Consider the following 17,436-nt stretch of genomic DNA (forward strand, 5'->3'; position numbering starts at 1 on the left):
TGGGCGCGGTCCGCCGTCCGGACGGGGCCAGGCAGATCCTGCCTCACTGCCAGTCCCGGAGAGGCACCAGCCGCACGGCAGCGCCGCTAACAGTACAACGCCCCGTCGCTCGGGCTAATTCCTGCCCGGCGTGTGCTCCAGCTCTCATTCAATTGAATTTCCGGGCTGCGGAGAGACTACGATCGGAACTGGCCCCTGGGCTTGCTTGCAAACACCGGGTTGCGTCCCAGAACGACGGCGGCCCGGGATCCGCGGCAGGGCGCCGAACATGCAGTTCCTGCCGAATATCATCGAGAACCATCACAGAGAATTGAGGACTGTCCTCGTGGTCAAGAATAGTGAAGTCAAACTTAGTGCAGTCGCCGGGGTTCAGCTGAAGTCCCCCAGCGATGCCCTCGTCATCGGCGTCGGGCAGGGCCCGGACGGCCCCGTCCTGCTCGACAATCCGCTGACGGCCAAAGCCGCAGAGGCCCTGGCTGAGTCCCTGAACGTTCTTGGCATCACCGGCGCAGCCGACCAGGCCCACCGGCTCCCCGGACTGCCCGAGGCGGGGGCGACCATTCTGTTGCTCGCAGGCGTCGGCAAGGTCTCCGCAAAGCAGCCGCTCTCCGAGGAGGCACTTCGGCGCGCCGCCGGCTCGGCAGTCCGCCAGCTGGCCGGTGTGACGACGGTGACGCTGGCGCTTCCGACGACGTCCCTGGCCGACGTCGCGGCGGTCGCCGAAGGCGCCGCGATGGGGGCCTACTCCTACACGGAGTTCCGCACCTCCGTTGACGGGCTGAAGGATCCGGTCAAGAACGTCGCCATCCTGACGGACTTTGCGGCTGACAAGGGGCTCCAGCCGATCCTGCGGCGGGCGTCCCTGATCGGCACGGCCGTCAATGCAACCCGCACGCTGGTCAACCAGCCGCCGAGCCACCTCTACCCCGAGACGTTCGCGGAAGCCGCCAAGGAACTGGCCAAGGGACTGCCGGTCAAGGTGACCGTCTGGGACGAGAAGCGTCTGGAGAAGGACGGTTTCGGCGGCATCCTCGGCGTCGGCAAGGGCTCAACCCGGCAGCCGCGCCTGGTCAAGGTCGAATACGCACCTGCGAAGGCCACCGCCAAGATCGCACTCGTCGGCAAGGGCATTACCTTCGACACCGGCGGAATCTCGCTGAAGCCGCATCTGGGCATGGGCGAGATGAAGAGCGACATGGCCGGCGCCGCCGTCGTACTGAATACCGTCCTGGCCCTCGCCGAACTTGGCCTTCCGGTCAAGGCGACCGCCTGGCTGTGCATCGCCGAGAACATGCCTTCCGGCGCAGCCCAGCGTCCCGCCGACGTGATGACCATCTTCGGCGGCAAGACCGTCGAGGTCCTGAACACCGACGCCGAGGGCCGGCTCGTCATGGCCGACGGCATCGTCGCCGCCAGCCAGGAGTACCCGGACGCGATCATCGACGTCGCCACCCTCACCGGCGCGCAGCTGATCGCCCTCGGCGACCGCACGGCCGGCGTCATGGGTTCCGACTCCGTCACCGGCGCCCTCAAGGCCGCCGCGGACCGCGCCGGCGAGCTTGTCTGGCCGATGCCGCTGCCCGAGGAACTGCGTCCCAGCCTGGACTCGCAGGTCGCGGACATCGCCAACATCGGCGAACGCCACGGCGGCATGATGACGGCCGCCGTGTTCCTGCGCGAATTCGTCGGCAAGGGCAAGGACGGCGAGCAGATCCCATGGGCCCACATCGACATCGCCGGACCGTCGTTCAACAACGGCAGCCCCTACGGCTACAACCACAAGCAGGGCACGGGCTGCACCGTCCGCACCCTGGTGGCTTACGTCGAAGACCTCCTCGCCGCAGCCGTCTGACCCGGCCGTCCGCACTCCCGCGGCTTTGTGGCSGGGGCCCTGACGCCCCGGCCACAAAGCCGCGTGACACTGGACACAAGCGCTCCACAAACGCCCCGACAAGGTGGAGCATGTATTAGTGGTTCGCTAAGGTGAACCTTGTTTCAACGAAGCACACCCCAAAAGTAGTCACCAATGAAAGGGAACAGGCCGGCCGGCAAAATCTCGGCAGGCAGGTTTCAAGACCAGATGATGCGTACTCTCGCGTCATCGTTCACGCGAGGGAGCGTTTTAGTGGCCGATCAGGCAACTGCGCAAGAATTCGACATCCTGGTACTCGGCGGCGGCAGCGGCGGTTACGCCACCGCTCTGCGTGCCGTTCAGCTGGGCCTCACCGTCGGCCTCATCGAAAAGGGCAAGCTCGGCGGCACGTGCCTGCACAACGGCTGCATCCCGACCAAAGCCCTGCTGCACTCGGCAGAGCTGGCCGACCACGCCCGCGACTCGGCCAAGTACGGCGTCAACGTGACCCTTGACAGCATCGACATCAACGCTGTCAACGCTTACAAGGACGGCATCATCGCCGGCAAGTTCAAGGGCCTGCAGGGTCTGATCAAGGGCAAGAAGGGCATCACCGTCATTGAGGGTGAAGGCAAGCTTCAGGGCACCGACACCGTCGTCGTGAACGGTACCGCGTACAAGGGCAAGAACATTGTCCTCGCGACCGGCTCCTACTCCCGCACGCTGCCGGGTCTGGAAATCGGCGGCAAGGTCATCACCTCCGACGAAGCCCTCACCATGGATTACATTCCCAAGAGCGCGATCATCCTGGGCGGCGGCGTGATCGGCGTCGAGTTCGCTTCAGTCTGGAAGTCCTTCGGCGTCGACGTCACCATCGTCGAAGGCCTGCCCTCCCTCGTCCCGAACGAGGACGCCACGATCGTGAAGAACTTTGAGCGCGCCTTCAAGAAGCGCGGCATCAAGTTCTCCACCGGTGTGTTCTTCCAGGGCGTGGAGCAGAACGACGACGGCGTCAAGGTCACCCTCGTGGACGGCAAGACCTTCGAGGCCGACCTTCTGCTCGTGGCCGTGGGCCGCGGCCCGGTCACGGCCAACCTCGGCTACGAAGAAGCCGGGCTGACCATCGACCGCGGCTTCGTGATCACCAACGAGCGCCTGCACACCGGCGTCGGCAACATCTACGCCGTGGGCGACATCGTCCCGGGCGTCCAGCTGGCCCACCGCGGCTACCAGCAGGGCATTTTCGTCGCCGAAGAAATCGCCGGCCTCAAGCCCGTGGTCGTCGAGGACGTCAACATCCCCAAGGTCACGTACTCCGAACCGGAAATCGCGACGGTCGGCTACACCGAGAAGGCCGCCAAGGCCAAGTTCGGCGATGACCAGGTCGAAACCCAGGAATACAACCTTGCCGGCAACGGCAAGAGCTCCATCCTGGGCACCAGCGGCATCGTCAAGCTGGTCCGCCAGAAGGACGGCCCCGTCGTCGGCGTCCACATGATCGGCGCCCGCATGGGTGAGCAGATCGGCGAGGCCCAGCTGATCGTGAACTGGGAAGCGTACCCCGAGGACGTGGCCCAGCTGGTTCACGCCCACCCGACCCAGAACGAATCCCTGGGCGAGGCGCACCTGGCGCTGGCCGGCAAGCCCCTGCACGGCTAGCAGCTCCGCCCGCACCACCGCAAGACAACAGGGCTTAGTGCGCCCGGCACGAAATGCCGGGTGCACTAAGCTCGAACAAGGCAGCAATCATCCGCACTAAAATCAATAAGGAGAACGGGGACGACATGTCTGAATCCGTTAACTTGCCCGCCCTCGGTGAGAGCGTCACCGAAGGAACCGTCACCCGCTGGCTCAAGCAGGTCGGTGACCGGGTAGAGGTGGACGAGCCGCTGCTCGAAGTCTCCACCGACAAAGTAGACACCGAAATCCCCTCTCCGATTGCCGGCGTTATCGAGGAAATCCTCGTCGCCGAAGACGAGACCGCCGAGGTCGGCGCACCGCTGGTGCGCATCGGTAGCGGCGAAGCCGCCCCTGCCGCCGCCGAAGCACCGTCCGCCGCACCCGCCGAGGAGCCCCCGGCGGAATCCCCGTCCGCCGCCGAGGCACCGGCCCCCGAGGCTGAGACCCCCGCTGCCGCCGAGACTCCCGCTGCTGCTGAGGCCCCCGCTGCTGCCGGCGAAGGACACGACGTCACGCTTCCGGCCTTGGGCGAAAGCGTCACCGAAGGCACCGTCACCCGCTGGCTGAAGAGCGTCGGCGATTCCGTGGAGGTCGACGAGCCCCTGCTCGAGGTATCCACCGACAAGGTCGACACCGAAATCCCCTCCCCGGTTGCCGGAACCCTGCTGGAAATCCGGGTCAACGAGGACGAGACCACGGAGGTCGGATCCGTCCTGGCCGTGATCGGATCGGCGGCAGCAGCCCCCGCCGCCGCAGCCCCCGCCGCACCGGCACCGGCCGCCGCACCCGAGGCGCCCAAGCAGGAAGCTCCGGCCCCGGCCGCGCCCCCCGCAGCCGCACCGGCCCCCGCAGCACCGGCTCCCGCAGCAGCGGAAAAGACGGAAGCCGCCGCATCGGCGGAGTCCGGCTACGTCACTCCCCTGGTCCGCAAACTGGCCAACCAGCAGGGTGTCGACATCGCGACCCTGACCGGCACCGGCGTCGGCGGCCGCATCCGCAAGCAGGACGTCCTGGCTGCCGCAGAGGCCAAGGCCGCCCCGGCTCCGGCCGCGGCCGCCCCGGCGGCGTCCACTGCCGCGCCGTCAACTGCGCCGGCCGCAGGTGCAGTGTCCTCGCTTCGGGGCACCGTGCAGAAGGCGCCCCGCATCCGCCAGGTCATCGCCCGGCGCATGCGCGAGTCCTTGGACATCTCCACCCAGCTGACGCAGGTCCACGAGGTCGACATGACCAAGGTGGCCAAGCTGCGCGCCAAGGCCAAGAACTCCTTCCAGGCCCAGAACGGGTCCAAGCTGACCTTCCTGCCCTTCATCGCCAAGGCGGTTGCCGAGGCCCTGAAGCAGCACCCGAAGGTCAACGCCTCCTACGACGAGGACAAGCAGGAGATCACCTACCACAACGCCGAGCACCTGGCGATTGCGGTGGACACGGACAAGGGCCTGCTGGTTCCGGTCATCGCCGACGCCGGCAACCTGAACCTGGCCGGTCTGGCCGGCAAGATTGCCGACGTCGCCGACCGCACCCGCAACGGCAAGATCGGCCCGGACGAGCTCTCCGGCGGAACCTTCAGCATCACCAACATCGGTTCCGTGGGCGCGCTGTTCGACACCCCGATCATCAACCAGCCCCAGGTGGCCATCCTGGGCACCGGCGCCATCGTCAAGCGCGCCGTGGTGGTCGCGGACGAGAACGGCGATGACTCGCTGGCCATTCGCTCCATGATGTACCTCTCCCTGACGTACGACCACCGCCTGGTGGACGGCGCCGACGCGGGACGCTTCCTGCAGACGCTGAAGGCACGCCTCGAAGAAGGCGCGTTCGAAGCAGACCTGGGCCTCTAAAGAGCAACAACCCGCCTGAAACACGGTGAGCCGGAGGGCACCTTCCCTGAGGGAAGGTGCCCTCCGGCGTTTGCCGACAGATTGTCGCTAAGCTGGTGCCATGGACATTCTTAAATACATTCTGATCTTCCTGCACGTCTTGGGCGCCGCCGCGATCGTCGGCGGCTGGTTCGCCACCTTCAAGAAGCCCACCGTCCTGCCGGTGCAGCTGTACGGCGCAATTGCCCAGCTGGTCACAGGGCTGGCGCTGGTAGGGATCCTGGGGGCCACCCACGAACCGGTCAACTACTTCAAGATCACCGTCAAATTGGTGATCGCCATCGTTGTTCTTGTGGCCGCCATCATCGGGTACCGGAAGGCTGCTTCCGGCGCTGAGGTCCCCAAGGGCCTGGCGCACGCCGTCGGCGGCATGGCATTGATCAACATCGCCGTCGCCACCCTCTGGAACTAGCAGTCTCCGGCGTCTTCGTCAGCGGCGGCGCCGCACCCCTATTCCGGGGTGCGGCGCCGCCGTCGTTTGACGCGACGTCGCCGTTTGGCCTGCCGGTGGACGGCGCGCCACGCCGGGCCACAATCCTCTGACAGCAGAACCCCCGTGCGGCGGCCGCGCAGAATCCCTAGGATTGAACACGGCAGGATCCGGCAGTTCGCCGGATCGCTGATTCACATCGACGTCGAGGAGTGGACATGGCAACAACACGCACCGCACACACTGTATGGAATGGCGACCTGATGTCGGGCGCCGGCAACACCACGCTGGACAGCTCCGGGCTGGGCAACTTCGACGTCACCTGGAAGGCGCGCGCCGAGGCCGCCGAGGGCAAGACCAGCCCCGAGGAACTCATCGCCGCGGCACACTCCGCCTGCTTCTCCATGGCGTTCAGCAACGCACTGGCCCAGGCCGGCCACACCGCCGAGGAAATCAACACCAAGTCCGATGTCACGTTCCAGCCTGGCACCGGGATCACCGGCAGCCACCTCACGCTCGTGGCCCGGGTCCCCGGCATTTCCGCTGAGGATTTCCAGCGGCTGGCCGATGAAGCCAAGACCGGCTGCCCCGTTTCCGCAGCCCTGACCGGCATCAAGATCACCCTGGACGCCACCCTGGCCTCCTAGCTCTGCCTGCAGCGTAGTGCCCGGAGCGCCCAGCCCGGAGTACGACAAAGGCCCCCGCCGCCCTGAAATTTCCAGGACGGCGGGGGCCTTTGCTGTGGACCTTTACTATGGGCCTTCGGTTCGCGCCTTTCGAGCGGTCCTTCGCCGCAGGTAGCCGGCGAAGGCCCCGGATTTGCCTTAGGCCTGGCCGGCCTGCTGCCGTGCCGGCAGCGGGGCGGGCCGGACCCGACGGTAGCCCTCACGCAGCGGCGGACGGTCCGTGGGCAGTTCCTGGATCATTTCCTTCAACGCCCCGATGCCGTACTCGAGTTGCGGGTCCGTCCCGGCTGCGTAGGCGTGCGGCGGGAAGGTCACCTCGATATCCGGGGTGACTCCGAAGTTCTCCACGCCCCAGCCCACGCCACCGGCGAACCAGGTGGCATAGCGCGGCTGGGTGACGCCCGTTCCGTCGGCCAGCGCGAACCGGTTGTCGATGCCGACGACGCCGCCCCACGTGCGGGTGCCGATCACGGGGCCGATCCCCCGCAGCTTCGCGACCTGGGTGATGATGTCGCCGTCGGAACCGGCGAACTCGTCCGTGAGGATGATGACCGGTCCGCGGGGTGCGTGGTGCGGGTACGTCCGCGGCTTTTCCCCGCGCGGCATGGACCAGCCGGTCACCTTGCGTCCGATGAGTTCGGCCACGAGCTGGGAGGTGTGGCCGCCGCGGTTGCGGCGGACATCGACGATCAGCCCGTCCAGGGCCGTTTCGGTGTCAAGGTCCCGGTGCAGCTGGGCCCAGCCGTTGGCCATCATGTCCGGGATGTGGAGGTAGCCGAACGTCCCATTGGAAGCCTCCCGGACGGTCCGCCGGTTGCCGGCGACCCATTCCTGGTAGCGCAGCCGTTCCTCGTCCTTGACCGGGACCACGGCCACGCGGCGGTGGGCGCCCGCGGCCGTGCCGTGGCCGGGACCGTTGCGCAGGGTCAGCTCTACGGCGCGGCCGGCCGCACCGATCAGTTGCATGGCCGGAGTCAATGAGTCCGTGAGTTCGACGCCGTCGATGGCCAACAGGACGTCACCGGGCTTGGCGTCCGCGCCTGGCCGGGTCAGCGGCGAGGTGGCCAGGGGGTCGGAGGACTCCCCCGCCAGGATGCGGGTGATCTTCCAGCCCTCGCCGGTGAACTCCAGGTCCGCGCCGAGGCGTCCCTGCGGGCTGCCGCCGTTCTCGGCCACGGCCATCGGCCGGACGTAGGCGTGGGAGGTGCCCAGTTCGCCGTGCAGCTCCCACAGCAGGTCCACGAGATCATCATGGGAGCCGAGGCGTGCCACCACCGGGCGGTAGCGGGCGTGGACGGATTCCCAGTCCTGGCCGGCCATGTCCGCGGTCCAGAAGAAGTCCCGCTGCAGCCGCCATGCCTCGTCGAAGGCCTGGCCCCAGACGCTGATCGGGTCCAGCTGCACCCGGATGCGGCCGAGGTCCACCTTGATGAGCTGGCCGGAGTCGTCGTCGGCCTTCGCGCCGGCCGGGGTAACCCGGATCTGCTTGTCCTGGACGAACACGACCTTCTCTCCGTCGCCGGAGACCCGGTAGCTGTCCAGCGCCTCCACGATGGTGGAGGTGCGGCGCTTGGCGAAATCGTAGCGGATCAGGCTCGGCGCGGCGTTCTTGTCCTCGAGGCTCGCGCGGCCTTCACCGGTAGTGCCGGAGAGTTCGCTGTCCAGCCAGAGCAGGGCGCCGGCAGTGGCCGTCAGTGACGAATAGTTTCCCTGCGGCACCGGGATGCCGATGACGCGGTGGGCCAGGCCCTCGGCGTCGACCCGCACCGCAGGCTCCGGCGTCCCGGCGGACGCTGTCCCGGCGACGCCGGCGTCAACTGCCCCGTCGTCGGCGTCGGCTTCGGCGTCGAACTGCAGGGCGACGCTCGGGCCGAACGGGGACGTGGTGTCTGCGGTGAGGGCAACCAGGTACGGCTTGATGGGGCTCGGGAAGGAAAGATCGAAAGAGTGGCCGTCGTAGACCGGATCGAAACTGCGGTTGGAGAGGAACGCGAGGTACTTGCCGTCCGGGGTGAACGACGGCGATTCGTCGCGGAACCGGCCGTCGGTGACGTCAATGATCTCCGTGCCTGAGCCGCCGTCGACCCTGGTGATCCGGAGCCGGCTGCGGGAGCCGAAGGACGTCACCGGCTCGGACCAGCCGAGCCACGCGGAATCCGGGGACCAGCTGAAGCCGTCAATGCTGCCCTCGCCGATGCTGCTGAGCTGCGACATCGTGCCCGTGCGGGTGTCCGCAAGGTAGATGTCACCGAACGAGGTGCCAACGGCGAGCCAGCGCCCGTCGGGGCTGGCCTCGATGGCGCTGGCCCGGCTGGGCTTGGGGAAGTCGATCCGGGTGAGCCCGCTGGAGGCAGGCGCCTCCTCCACGACAGTGCCCGCACCGGCCCGGTCGGCGTGCCCGGCCTGGGAGCCGGATGCGTCAATGCCAGCCGTGTCAGTGCCAGCCGTGTCAGGGACTGCCGTGACCGTACTGGACACGGAATTGCCTGCCGCTGCGGGGGTTGATCCTGAGCCGGTCAGCGCGGCGGCGGACACCGGCTTCGGCAACTGCATGCCGGCGTCGTCGGACGGAGCTGCGGACTCCGCAGCGGCCTGCGCGGCCGGCTGCGACGCCTTGGGGGCTGCCATGGCGGTGCCGGCCAGCGGCGCGGCAATGGCTTTCAGGTAGAGGGCATCGACGCCGTCGTGGTCGGCGACATAGGCGATCCGGCCCTCGCCGAAGGGCCGGGGCAGCCGCGCCCGGACGCCCGGCGTGGCTTCGATGACGCGGGAGGGGCCGTCCTTGTGCCGCAGCCAGTGGACGGTTCCGTGGGATTCGACGGCGCTGGACGCACCGGTGCGGTCCGGGATGACGTCGCCGAGGTGCCGTGAGGGCTTGAGCGGGGCCGGGCGGCGCGCCTGTGAGGCGGAGCCCAGCGAAATGTCGAGTTTGACCGCCTCCGCGTCGAGGCTCGGCACCAGCCAGAGTTCCCCGGCCGATTCGAAGATGACGCGTTCGCCGTCGGTGGCGGCGTGGCGCACGTAGAAGTCCTCATGGTCCGTGTGGCGCCGCAGGTCGCTGCCGTTGGGCAGCACGGAATAGAGGTTGCCGTAGCCCTCGTGATCGGACAGGAATGCAATCCGTCCCTTGACCCACAGGGGGTCCGTGAGGTTGCCGTCCAGCCCGGGGGCAAGACGATCGAATTCGCCGTTTCCGTCTGTGTCGATCCATAGCTTGCCGGCCGCGCCGCCGCGGTAACGCTTCCACCAGGCGGGCTCACGCGAGAGCACACTGGCGAGCACCACGGGGCGTTCGTCGCCCACCACCGGACCGAAGGCCACCGACTCGACCGGCCCGAACGGGAGTTCCTGGGCCCAGCCGCCGGTGACGGGAAGACTGTAGGCATGGGTGAGGCGGCTGTCTGACTGGCGGAACGCGCTCGTGACCAGGACGTCGCCGTCGGGGGTGAAGCCCTTGACCCGGGTGGAGCTGTGACCGAAGTAGCTCAGCTGGCGGTAGCCGCCGCCGTCGACATCCGCGGTGACCACCTCGGGGGCCGTTCCCTGGACAACGGTCCAGACGAGGCGCTGGCCGTCGGGGGTGAAGCGGGGATTGCGGACCGGCAGTTGAAGGGAGGAGACGCGCCAGGCACGGCCCCCGTCCACGGGTGCAATCCACACGTCGTCCTCGGCCACGAAGGTGACCAGATCGCCGTGGAGGTGCGGGAAACGGAAGTAACTCGAGGGGGTCATCGTTCGATCATAGCCACAACGGCCCCTGCGGCCGGGCAGGTTTCGCCGCCGTGCCGGGCGTGGTGAGATGGATCATGCGAATCCTTATTGCCGGGGCCTCCGGGCTGATCGGAACTGCCCTTTCCCACGCACTGCGCAGCGAAGGGCACGACGTCGTGGCCCTGGTCCGGCGTGCCCCGTCGTCGCCAGCCGAGTTCCAGTGGGACCCTGCCGCGGGCCGGATCGACGACACCGCACTGAAGGGCGCGGACGCGGTGGTCAACCTCTCCGGCGCCGGAATCGGCGACCGGCCCTGGACCCGGGCACGAATCGAGGAACTCCGCAGCTCCCGGCTGGGGGCGACGCAGACCCTGACGGGCGCCATCGCGCGCACGGACACGCCTCCGGCGGTGTTCCTGAGCCAGTCGGCATCGGGCTACTACGGCAACGCCGGCCCGGCGGTGCTTCGGGAGAACGCGCCTGCCGGCTCCGGTACGCTGGCCCGGATCTGCGCGGAGTGGGAGGCCGCGGCGCATGAGGCGCCCGCCGGCGTCCGCGTCGTCACCACCCGCACCGGGGTCGTCCTGAGCCGCTCCGGCGGCGCACTGGGCCGGCTGATGCCGCTGCTGCGCCTCGGCGTCGGCGGCCCGCTCGGCAACGGCAGGCAGTACTGGCCGTGGGTCACCCTGCCGGACGTGACCGGCGCCTTCTCCTTCCTGCTCTCGGCCCCGGTGTCCGGGCCGGTCAATGTCTGCGCGCCCGAAAGCGCCGACGTGAACTCGCTGATTGCCCGGCTGGCCGGGGCGTTGCACCGGCCGGCGGTACTAAGGGTCCCCGCTCCGGTGCTGCGGCTCGTCATGGGCCAGCTCGCCGACGAACTGCTCCTGGCAAGCCAGAGGCTCGAACCGGCGGTCCTGGCCGCCAACGGCTTCCAATGGCAGCACCCCTCCCTGACCGAGGCCGCGGCATGGGTGGTGAACCGGGACTAGCCGGATCCGGGACTGCCGGCAAGGATCTCCGCAATCCGCCACCGTCCGTCGACGCTGACCAGGACCAGGCGAAGCCGGGTTTCTCCGTCGGCCGGGCCTTCCGCTACCACCGCCCCGGCAGCATCCCGTTCCTGATATGCCGGGGACGAGGCCGTGACCGCCACAACGGTCCGGCCAGGGCTGGCCTCCGGGGCTGCCTGGACGCTTGTCAGCACTGTCTCGAATCCGGACAGGACGTGCCCGGTCTTCGCCAGCGGGGCGGCGATCCGGGCGTCCGCGGCGGCGGCGTCGGACCCCGGGACGTTCACTTCCGCCAGCAGCCCCAATTTCCCCGAGCGGAAAGCCTGTGAACGCAGCGCGGCAAGGCCCCGCACCGCTTCTGCCGGGTCGGCCGATCCCAGGCTGTCCCGGAGACCGGCCGGGATGGCGTCCGCGCCGGCCCCGGGCGTTGCCAGAGCCGCCGACGCAGACGGGTGAGATCCAGCGAACAACTCCAGGAGGCCCGCTCCCCCGGGCAATCGCGCCACGCCGAGAACAGCGAGCAAGACCACCGCGATTGCCGGACCGGCCCACAGCTTCCGGCGACCCCGACGGCGCCCGGGCACCAGGGTGCCTCTCCGGCCGACGGGTCCCGCCACCTGCCGGACGCCGCGACCGGCGTTCTGCCGGCTACCGTCCGCGGCGCCGTGCCGGGTCGCCTCCCGGGTCCCGTTCCATGCGTCGTCCACGCCGGGGTCCACGCCGGGGTGCCCTGCGTCGGCGGTTCGATCCGAACGGGAGCCGGGCCACGGGCCGGCGGCCGAGTGCCTGGCCGTTCCTCGGGTGGCGGCATGTCGGGCCGCGACCGGGGACGTCTTGGAATGCGCCCCCGGAACCGTCATGGGAGGAGGCGCCCCGTCCAGGGCCGTATCCGCGGCGCCGCCGGTTGCCCCGAACGGCCCCGCGCCGGGCAGATGACCCGGGTCCGGCGCGGCACCAGGGCCAAGGATCGTAGCGGCTCCGGCAGCGCGTTTCTGCATTGATGCCTGGCGCACCCGGGGCCACCGGCGGAGCCACCCGTGGAGCCGCTCGGCCCGGCGTTCCCGGGCATTCCGCGGCACCGCGCGGCGGGTCAGCAACTGCGGAACCACCGTGGGGTGCGCGGTGACGGAGAGGTCCACCGGCTCCGCCGCAGTGCTGCGATAAACCGCGGCCGCCAGCTCCGCGGCTGTGGGGCGCCGCCGCCGGTCCTCGTCGAGCCCGGCCTCCAGTGCCCTGGCCAGCGCCGGCGGGACGGCGGGTACCAGGATCGGCAGCGGCGGCCGCCGGGCACCCGGGACCGGCGGCCGGCCCGTCAGGCAATACCAGCCGAGGGCCGCCAGCGAATACACGTCGCGTTCGGGCTGGAGGCCCGCGCGGACGGCATCCACCGGGGCAGGATCGGAGAACCCCTCGGTGCCGGCGCCCCCGGCTGATCCGGCGTCGGCCACCATCCGGGCCACACCCACATCAGCAAGCAGCGGCTTCCCATGCGCGGTGAACAACACGTTTCCCGGTGAGACGTCGCCGTGGGTGAAGCCGCGTGAGTGCAGGTACTCAAGAGCCTGCGCGATCGGGGTCAGGACCGTCACGGTCTCGCCCGCGGCAAGCCGGCCGCGGCCCGCCACGAGCTCAGCGACTGATCCCCCGGGCGCGTATTCCAGCACCAGCCCCAGGGCGTCCCCCGCTTCCGGCCCGGACCCCGGCCCGCGAAAGCGCAGCACGGTGTGGGCCTTAAGCAGATGCTCGTGGTCCAGTGCCGAGAGGATACGGACCTCCCGCCGCAAGGCTTCTTCGGCCTCCAGCGCCCGGGCCCCGCCGTCTTCCTCCGTTGCGTCACCGCTGGAGTCGAAGCACTTGAGGGCGAACTCCCGGCCGATGGCCCGCTCGGTCACCAGCCACACGGCGGCCGTGCCGCCGCGCCCCAGGAGGCGTCCGACGTCGTACCCGGGAACCTCGGGGGCGGTGCAGTCTTCGTCTCGGAGAACGTCCATACCCAAGAAATAGCGGATTGCGCCGAATCGTGCAGAAGTTATCCACAGGCGTGAGAGCTTAAGCACACAAGCGGGAACGACGCCGCGCGGGGTCTAAGCTTGATGCCATGACTCTTGAGTTCAACCAGCTGGGTCTCGCCCCGGACTTTATCGATTACACCCGCGGCTGGGAGATCCAGCGCGAACTGCACGAAAAAGTCCTCGCCGGCACCGCTCCCAGCACTGTACTGCTGCTCGAACACTCGGCCGTCTACACCGCCGGCAAGCGCACCGAAGACCACGAACGGCCCTTTGACGGGACCCCCGTCGTGGCTGTGGACAGAGGCGGCAAGCTCACCTGGCACGGCCCCGGCCAGCTGGTGGGATACCCGATCATCAAGCTGAAGAACAAGGCAGGCATCCGCGACTACGTCGAGCGCCTGGAAGCGGTGATCATTGCGGTCCTGGCGGACTACGGCATCGAGGCCGTCCGCATCAAGGGCCGCGCCGGTGTCTGGATCGAGCAGGACGCGAAGGGCCCGGACCGGAAAATCGCAGCCATCGGCATCCGCGTCCACGAGGGCGTCACCATGCACGGCTTCGCGATCAACTGCAACAACGATCTGGCCCCCTACGGCCAGATCATTGCCTGCGGCATCACGGACGCCGGAACCACCACCATCGCCGAGGAACTCGGCAAGGACGTCACCCCGGCGGACCTCGTGTCGCGGATCACCGAAGAACTGCGCAACAATGAAGAAGCCCTAGTTGCAACCTCAGAAGGAGCTCTACTGTGACACTGGCACCAGAAGGCCGGAAGATGCTGCGCATTGAGCAGCGAAACGCGGCCACACCGGTGGAACGTAAGCCGGAATGGATCAAGGCCAAGGTCCAGATGGGCCCGGAGTTCGTCCAGCTCAAGAACCTCGTCAAGAAGGAGGGCCTTCACACGGTGTGTGAAGAGGCCGGCTGTCCTAACATCTTCGAATGCTGGGAAGACAAGGAAGCCACCTTCCTGATCGGCGGCTCCGAATGCACCCGCCGCTGCGACTTCTGCCAGATTGACACCGGCAAGCCCTCGCCCGTGGACATGTTCGAGCCCACCAAGGTGGCCCGCTCGGTGCAGGCCATGCAGCTCCGCTACGCCACCGTGACCGGTGTGGCCCGTGACGACCTCGCCGACGAAGGCGTCTGGCTCTATGCCGAGACGGTCCGCAAGATCCACGAGCTGAACCCGGGCACCGGCGTCGAACTCCTCATTCCCGACTTCTCCGGCAAGCCGGAGCACATTGAGGCCATCTGCGACTCCAAGCCCGAGGTCTTCGCCCACAACGTGGAAACCGTGCCCCGGATCTTCAAGCGGATCCGTCCGGCGTTCCGCTACGAGCGCTCCCTGGACGTCATCACCCAAGGCCGCAAGCTCGGCATGGTGACGAAGTCCAACCTGATCCTGGGCATGGGCGAGACCCGTGAGGAGATCTCGGACGCTCTGCGGGACCTGCACGAGGCCGGCTGTGACCTGATCACCATCACCCAGTACCTCCGCCCGTCCGAGCGCCACCTTCCGGTGGACCGCTGGGTCAAGCCGCAGGAGTTCGTTGACCTTCAGCAGGAGGCCGCCGAGATCGGCTTCCTCGGCGTCATGAGCGGCCCCCTGGTGCGTTCGTCCTACCGCGCCGGCCGGCTCTGGGCCACCGCGATGCGCAAGAAGGGCTGGGAAATCCCGGCCCAGCTCGCCCACATCGAAAGCTCGGGCAGCACCCGACAGGAAGCCAGCTCGCTGCTCGCAGCGCATTCCTGACCTAGCTGCAAAACCCTTCCACCTAGGGGCCGGCACCGGATCATTCCGGCGTCCGGCCCTTAGCCGTCAATCACGTAGAATTAAGGAACTATGGCGAATTCCCCTGATTCCAGCAACTCCAGCCCGGCTTCCGATGCTCCGAAGCGCGGTCTTTTCTCCCGTAAGCCCAAGGAAGCAAAGGCCAAGAAGCCGAGCCGGCTGAAGCAGATCGGCGAGGTCTTCCAGATGACCCGCCGCCACGATCCCATGGTTCCGTGGCTCATGTTGCTGGCGTTCCTGGGTGTTGTCGCCGTCAGCCTCCTGGTTGGCTTCCTGCTCGATAACTGGGTCACCGGCCTGATCATCGGCATCGCGTTGGGCGCCATCGCCGCCACACTGATCCTGTCCCGCCGCGCCGAGCGCGCCGCGTTCGCGCAGATCGAGGGCCAGCCGGGTGCCTCCGGCGCCGCCCTGGGCACGCTCAAGCGCGGCTGGATCACCGAGGACCAGCCGGTCGCCGTCAACCCGCGCACGCAGGACGCGGTCTTCCGCGCCATCGGCCGGCCCGGCGTCGTGCTTGTCAGCGAGGGCCCGAGCAACCGGGTCAAGCCGCTGGTCGACGCCGAACGCAAGCGGCTCGCTCGCATCCTGCCCAACGTCACCATCCACGTGATTGAGAGCGGCCGCGGCGAGGGCCAGGTCCCGCTCAGCCAGATCGCCAGGAAGATGAACAAACTCAAGGGCGAACTGACCAAAACCGAGGTCAGCGCCGTGTCCAAGCGGATCTCCTCGCTCGGCGGCCGCCTCCCGATCCCGAAGGGCATCGACCCCTACAAGGCCCGCCCGACCCGCGGCCGCTAGCCCCCGCCGGCAGCGCCCGCGCATTTCAGAACCACACGCATTACAGAATCGCCCCGGTTCACGGCCATGTCAGGCCGCCAGCCGGGGCGTTTTTGTTACAGCCCGACGTCGGTCCGTCCAATCGCGGGTTCCGGTCGCCGGCTCCGGTCGCCGCCGTGGTTTCGAGACGTCGAGCCGGGACGGAACCCGCGGGCGAGGCTGGGCCGGACACCAGACACCGGAACAGCAGGACAACAAACCCAAGAACGCTGGAGACACGCATGAATTTTCCCTCGACCCCCATCCTGATCCGCATTTTCCGGGGGCTGGCGATCGCCGAAGCCTTCAGTTGGGCTGCCTTGCTGCTCGGTATGGTGCTCAAATGGGTCACCCGGACGACGGAACTCGGCGTGGAGATTGCCGGTCCGATCCACGGCGCGTTCTTCATCGGCTACGCGATCGCGGCGTTGAGCCTGTGGGCGAAGCTCCGCTGGCCGTTCCGGGTCGCCTTGCTCTCAGGGCTCTCCGCCGTCTTCCCGTTCGCGACCGTCTGGTTTGAACGCTGGGCCGGCCGCCACGGCTACCTGACGGCACGGTCCGGAGAAGCTGCGCCGGTGCCGACCCAGGAGACGGCGGGCGTCTAGCTCCGCTCAGGACCACGGGTTTCTGTGCGCCACGGCCACGTCGCGGTGCCCATCTGACGCAAACGGCCGCTATACGGGGAGGTCAGCGGCCATCCGTGGCGAACAGACGATGGGCCCCCGCGCCCGGGCTACGTCGCTGCGCCGATCTGACGCACATGGCCGCTATGTGGCGCGCTTAGCGGCCATGCGTGGCAAACCGCCGAAGAACCGCTGCCAAACGGGGCGGTTAGCGGCCATGCGTGGCAAACCGCCGAAGAACCGCTGCCAAACGGGCGGTTAGCGGCCATGCGTGGCAAACGGGCGATGTGCCCGCCGCGCCCGGGCTACGTCGCCGCGCCGATCTGACGCACATGGCCGCTATGCAGAGGAGATTAGCGGCCATTCGTGGCAAACGGACGAGGAACCGCCGCCCATGGTTGCGTGGCACGCCGTCGGAACGGGCAGGGACTACATCCGGACGAGCACCGTATTCATGGCCTTGTCGTGGAGGCCGCGCTGGTCCGGGTCGAAGATGACGGCGGGGATGACCAGGCAGAGGAGCAGGGTGCGCACCAAGGCCGCGAGCGGGCCCGCCGGGCCGCCGCCCAGCCGCACGACGTGGATTCCTGCGATCCGGTGGCCGATGCTGTAACCGAGGGTGCCGATCAGCAGGAGCTGCTCGATGGCAAACACGGCCAGCGTGGCCCATGAGTCGCCGGCGAAGGCGAAATTACTGATCAACAGCGCGATGCCCCAGTCGATGCAGATCGCCAGGAAGCGGCGTCCGGCACGGGCGATCGACCCGGGCCCGGCCTCGGGCAAGCCAAGCCGCTGGCCCGGGTACCGGGAGATGCCGGATGTGTCCGGCCCGCTGAGCCATGAACCGATGTCTTTGCGATCTACCACCATCCAAGCTTATCCGCTTAGACCCGTCCACAGTGTGGGCAGTCCTGTGTCACACTGTGGGACCCGATAGG

Annotated in this window: 13 protein-coding genes; 10 read left to right on the forward strand and 3 right to left on the reverse strand. The window is 68.4% G+C overall.

Annotated features, from left to right (window positions below; translation table 11 throughout):
- Positions 1-325: 325 nt before the first annotated feature.
- From AB4Y72_RS12670 to AB4Y72_RS12690, 5 genes are all read left to right on the forward strand, one after another.
- Positions 326-1,852, forward strand: a complete 1,527-nt coding sequence (locus AB4Y72_RS12670) for a leucyl aminopeptidase (protein ID WP_441426507.1) — start codon at positions 326-328, stop codon at positions 1,850-1,852.
- A gap of 273 nt (positions 1,853-2,125) precedes the next feature.
- Positions 2,126-3,511 (forward strand): dihydrolipoyl dehydrogenase, encoded by a 1,386-nt coding sequence (gene lpdA / locus AB4Y72_RS12675; RefSeq protein WP_441426508.1) that lies wholly within the window; start codon positions 2,126-2,128, stop codon positions 3,509-3,511.
- Between the two features lie 125 nt (positions 3,512-3,636).
- Complete coding sequence (gene sucB, locus AB4Y72_RS12680; RefSeq protein WP_441426509.1) at positions 3,637-5,370, forward strand: 2-oxoglutarate dehydrogenase, E2 component, dihydrolipoamide succinyltransferase; 1,734 nt, start codon at positions 3,637-3,639, stop codon at positions 5,368-5,370.
- Positions 5,371-5,470: 100 nt separating this feature from the next.
- A complete protein-coding gene (locus tag AB4Y72_RS12685; RefSeq protein ID WP_091256485.1) occupies positions 5,471-5,821 on the forward strand; it encodes a hypothetical protein in 351 nt (116 codons plus the stop codon).
- Between the two features lie 236 nt (positions 5,822-6,057).
- Positions 6,058-6,486, forward strand: a complete 429-nt coding sequence (locus AB4Y72_RS12690) for an OsmC family protein (RefSeq protein WP_441426510.1) — start codon at positions 6,058-6,060, stop codon at positions 6,484-6,486.
- 177 nt (positions 6,487-6,663) lie between these two features.
- Here AB4Y72_RS12690 and AB4Y72_RS12695 read toward each other — a convergent pair whose 3' ends face one another.
- Positions 6,664-10,257, reverse strand: coding sequence for a S41 family peptidase (locus AB4Y72_RS12695; RefSeq protein WP_441426511.1), 3,594 nt, complete (start codon positions 10,255-10,257; stop codon positions 6,664-6,666).
- Positions 10,258-10,331: 74 nt separating this feature from the next.
- On the opposite strand from AB4Y72_RS12695, the gene AB4Y72_RS12700 reads away from it, so the two are divergent.
- Complete coding sequence (locus AB4Y72_RS12700) at positions 10,332-11,225, forward strand: TIGR01777 family oxidoreductase (protein WP_441426512.1); 894 nt, start codon at positions 10,332-10,334, stop codon at positions 11,223-11,225.
- Here AB4Y72_RS12700 and AB4Y72_RS12705 read toward each other — a convergent pair.
- On the reverse strand, positions 11,222-13,237 hold the full coding sequence (locus AB4Y72_RS12705) for a protein kinase domain-containing protein (protein WP_441426513.1): 2,016 nt from the start codon (positions 13,235-13,237) through the stop codon (positions 11,222-11,224). The genes AB4Y72_RS12700 and AB4Y72_RS12705 overlap by 4 nt on opposite strands.
- A gap of 107 nt (positions 13,238-13,344) precedes the next feature.
- Between AB4Y72_RS12705 and lipB the strand changes: the two genes are divergently transcribed.
- From lipB to AB4Y72_RS12725, 4 genes are all read left to right on the forward strand, one after another.
- Positions 13,345-14,013 (forward strand): lipoyl(octanoyl) transferase LipB, encoded by a 669-nt coding sequence (gene lipB, locus AB4Y72_RS12710; protein ID WP_441426514.1) that lies wholly within the window; start codon positions 13,345-13,347, stop codon positions 14,011-14,013.
- Positions 14,010-15,017: a lipoyl synthase gene (lipA, locus tag AB4Y72_RS12715; protein ID WP_441426515.1), complete on the forward strand. Its 1,008-nt coding sequence runs from the start codon at positions 14,010-14,012 to the stop codon at positions 15,015-15,017. The genes lipB and lipA overlap by 4 nt, the downstream gene beginning before the upstream one ends.
- A 90-nt stretch (positions 15,018-15,107) precedes the next feature.
- Positions 15,108-15,857, forward strand: coding sequence for a DUF4191 domain-containing protein (locus AB4Y72_RS12720; RefSeq protein WP_441426516.1), 750 nt, complete (start codon positions 15,108-15,110; stop codon positions 15,855-15,857).
- Between the two features lie 260 nt (positions 15,858-16,117).
- Complete coding sequence (locus AB4Y72_RS12725) at positions 16,118-16,480, forward strand: DUF3817 domain-containing protein (RefSeq protein WP_441426517.1); 363 nt, start codon at positions 16,118-16,120, stop codon at positions 16,478-16,480.
- Between the two features lie 447 nt (positions 16,481-16,927).
- Here the strand turns inward: AB4Y72_RS12725 and AB4Y72_RS12730 are convergent, their stop codons facing one another.
- Positions 16,928-17,365 carry an RDD family protein gene (locus AB4Y72_RS12730; protein WP_441426518.1) on the reverse strand — a complete coding sequence of 146 codons (438 nt, stop codon included), beginning with the start codon at positions 17,363-17,365 and terminating at the stop codon, positions 16,928-16,930.
- Positions 17,366-17,436: the final 71 nt, after the last annotated feature.

Source organism: Arthrobacter sp. YAF34, assembly GCF_052113245.1.
GTDB lineage: Bacteria > Actinomycetota > Actinomycetes > Actinomycetales > Micrococcaceae > Arthrobacter.

Excerpts from the sequence above, each read along its gene's own strand:
- sucB (WP_441426509.1), top strand. The coding sequence starts at position 3,637 with ATGTCTGAATCCGTTAACTTGCCCGCCCTCGGTGAGAGCGTCACCGAA.
- AB4Y72_RS12685 (WP_091256485.1), top strand. The coding sequence starts at position 5,471 with ATGGACATTCTTAAATACATTCTGATCTTCCTGCACGTCTTGGGCGCC.
- AB4Y72_RS12690 (WP_441426510.1), top strand. The coding sequence starts at position 6,058 with ATGGCAACAACACGCACCGCACACACTGTATGGAATGGCGACCTGATG.
- AB4Y72_RS12695 (WP_441426511.1), bottom strand. The coding sequence starts at position 10,257 with ATGACCCCCTCGAGTTACTTCCGTTTCCCGCACCTCCACGGCGATCTG.
- AB4Y72_RS12700 (WP_441426512.1), top strand. The coding sequence starts at position 10,332 with ATGCGAATCCTTATTGCCGGGGCCTCCGGGCTGATCGGAACTGCCCTT.
- AB4Y72_RS12705 (WP_441426513.1), bottom strand. The coding sequence starts at position 13,237 with ATGGACGTTCTCCGAGACGAAGACTGCACCGCCCCCGAGGTTCCCGGG.
- lipB (WP_441426514.1), top strand. The coding sequence starts at position 13,345 with ATGACTCTTGAGTTCAACCAGCTGGGTCTCGCCCCGGACTTTATCGAT.
- AB4Y72_RS12720 (WP_441426516.1), top strand. The coding sequence starts at position 15,108 with ATGGCGAATTCCCCTGATTCCAGCAACTCCAGCCCGGCTTCCGATGCT.
- AB4Y72_RS12725 (WP_441426517.1), top strand. The coding sequence starts at position 16,118 with ATGAATTTTCCCTCGACCCCCATCCTGATCCGCATTTTCCGGGGGCTG.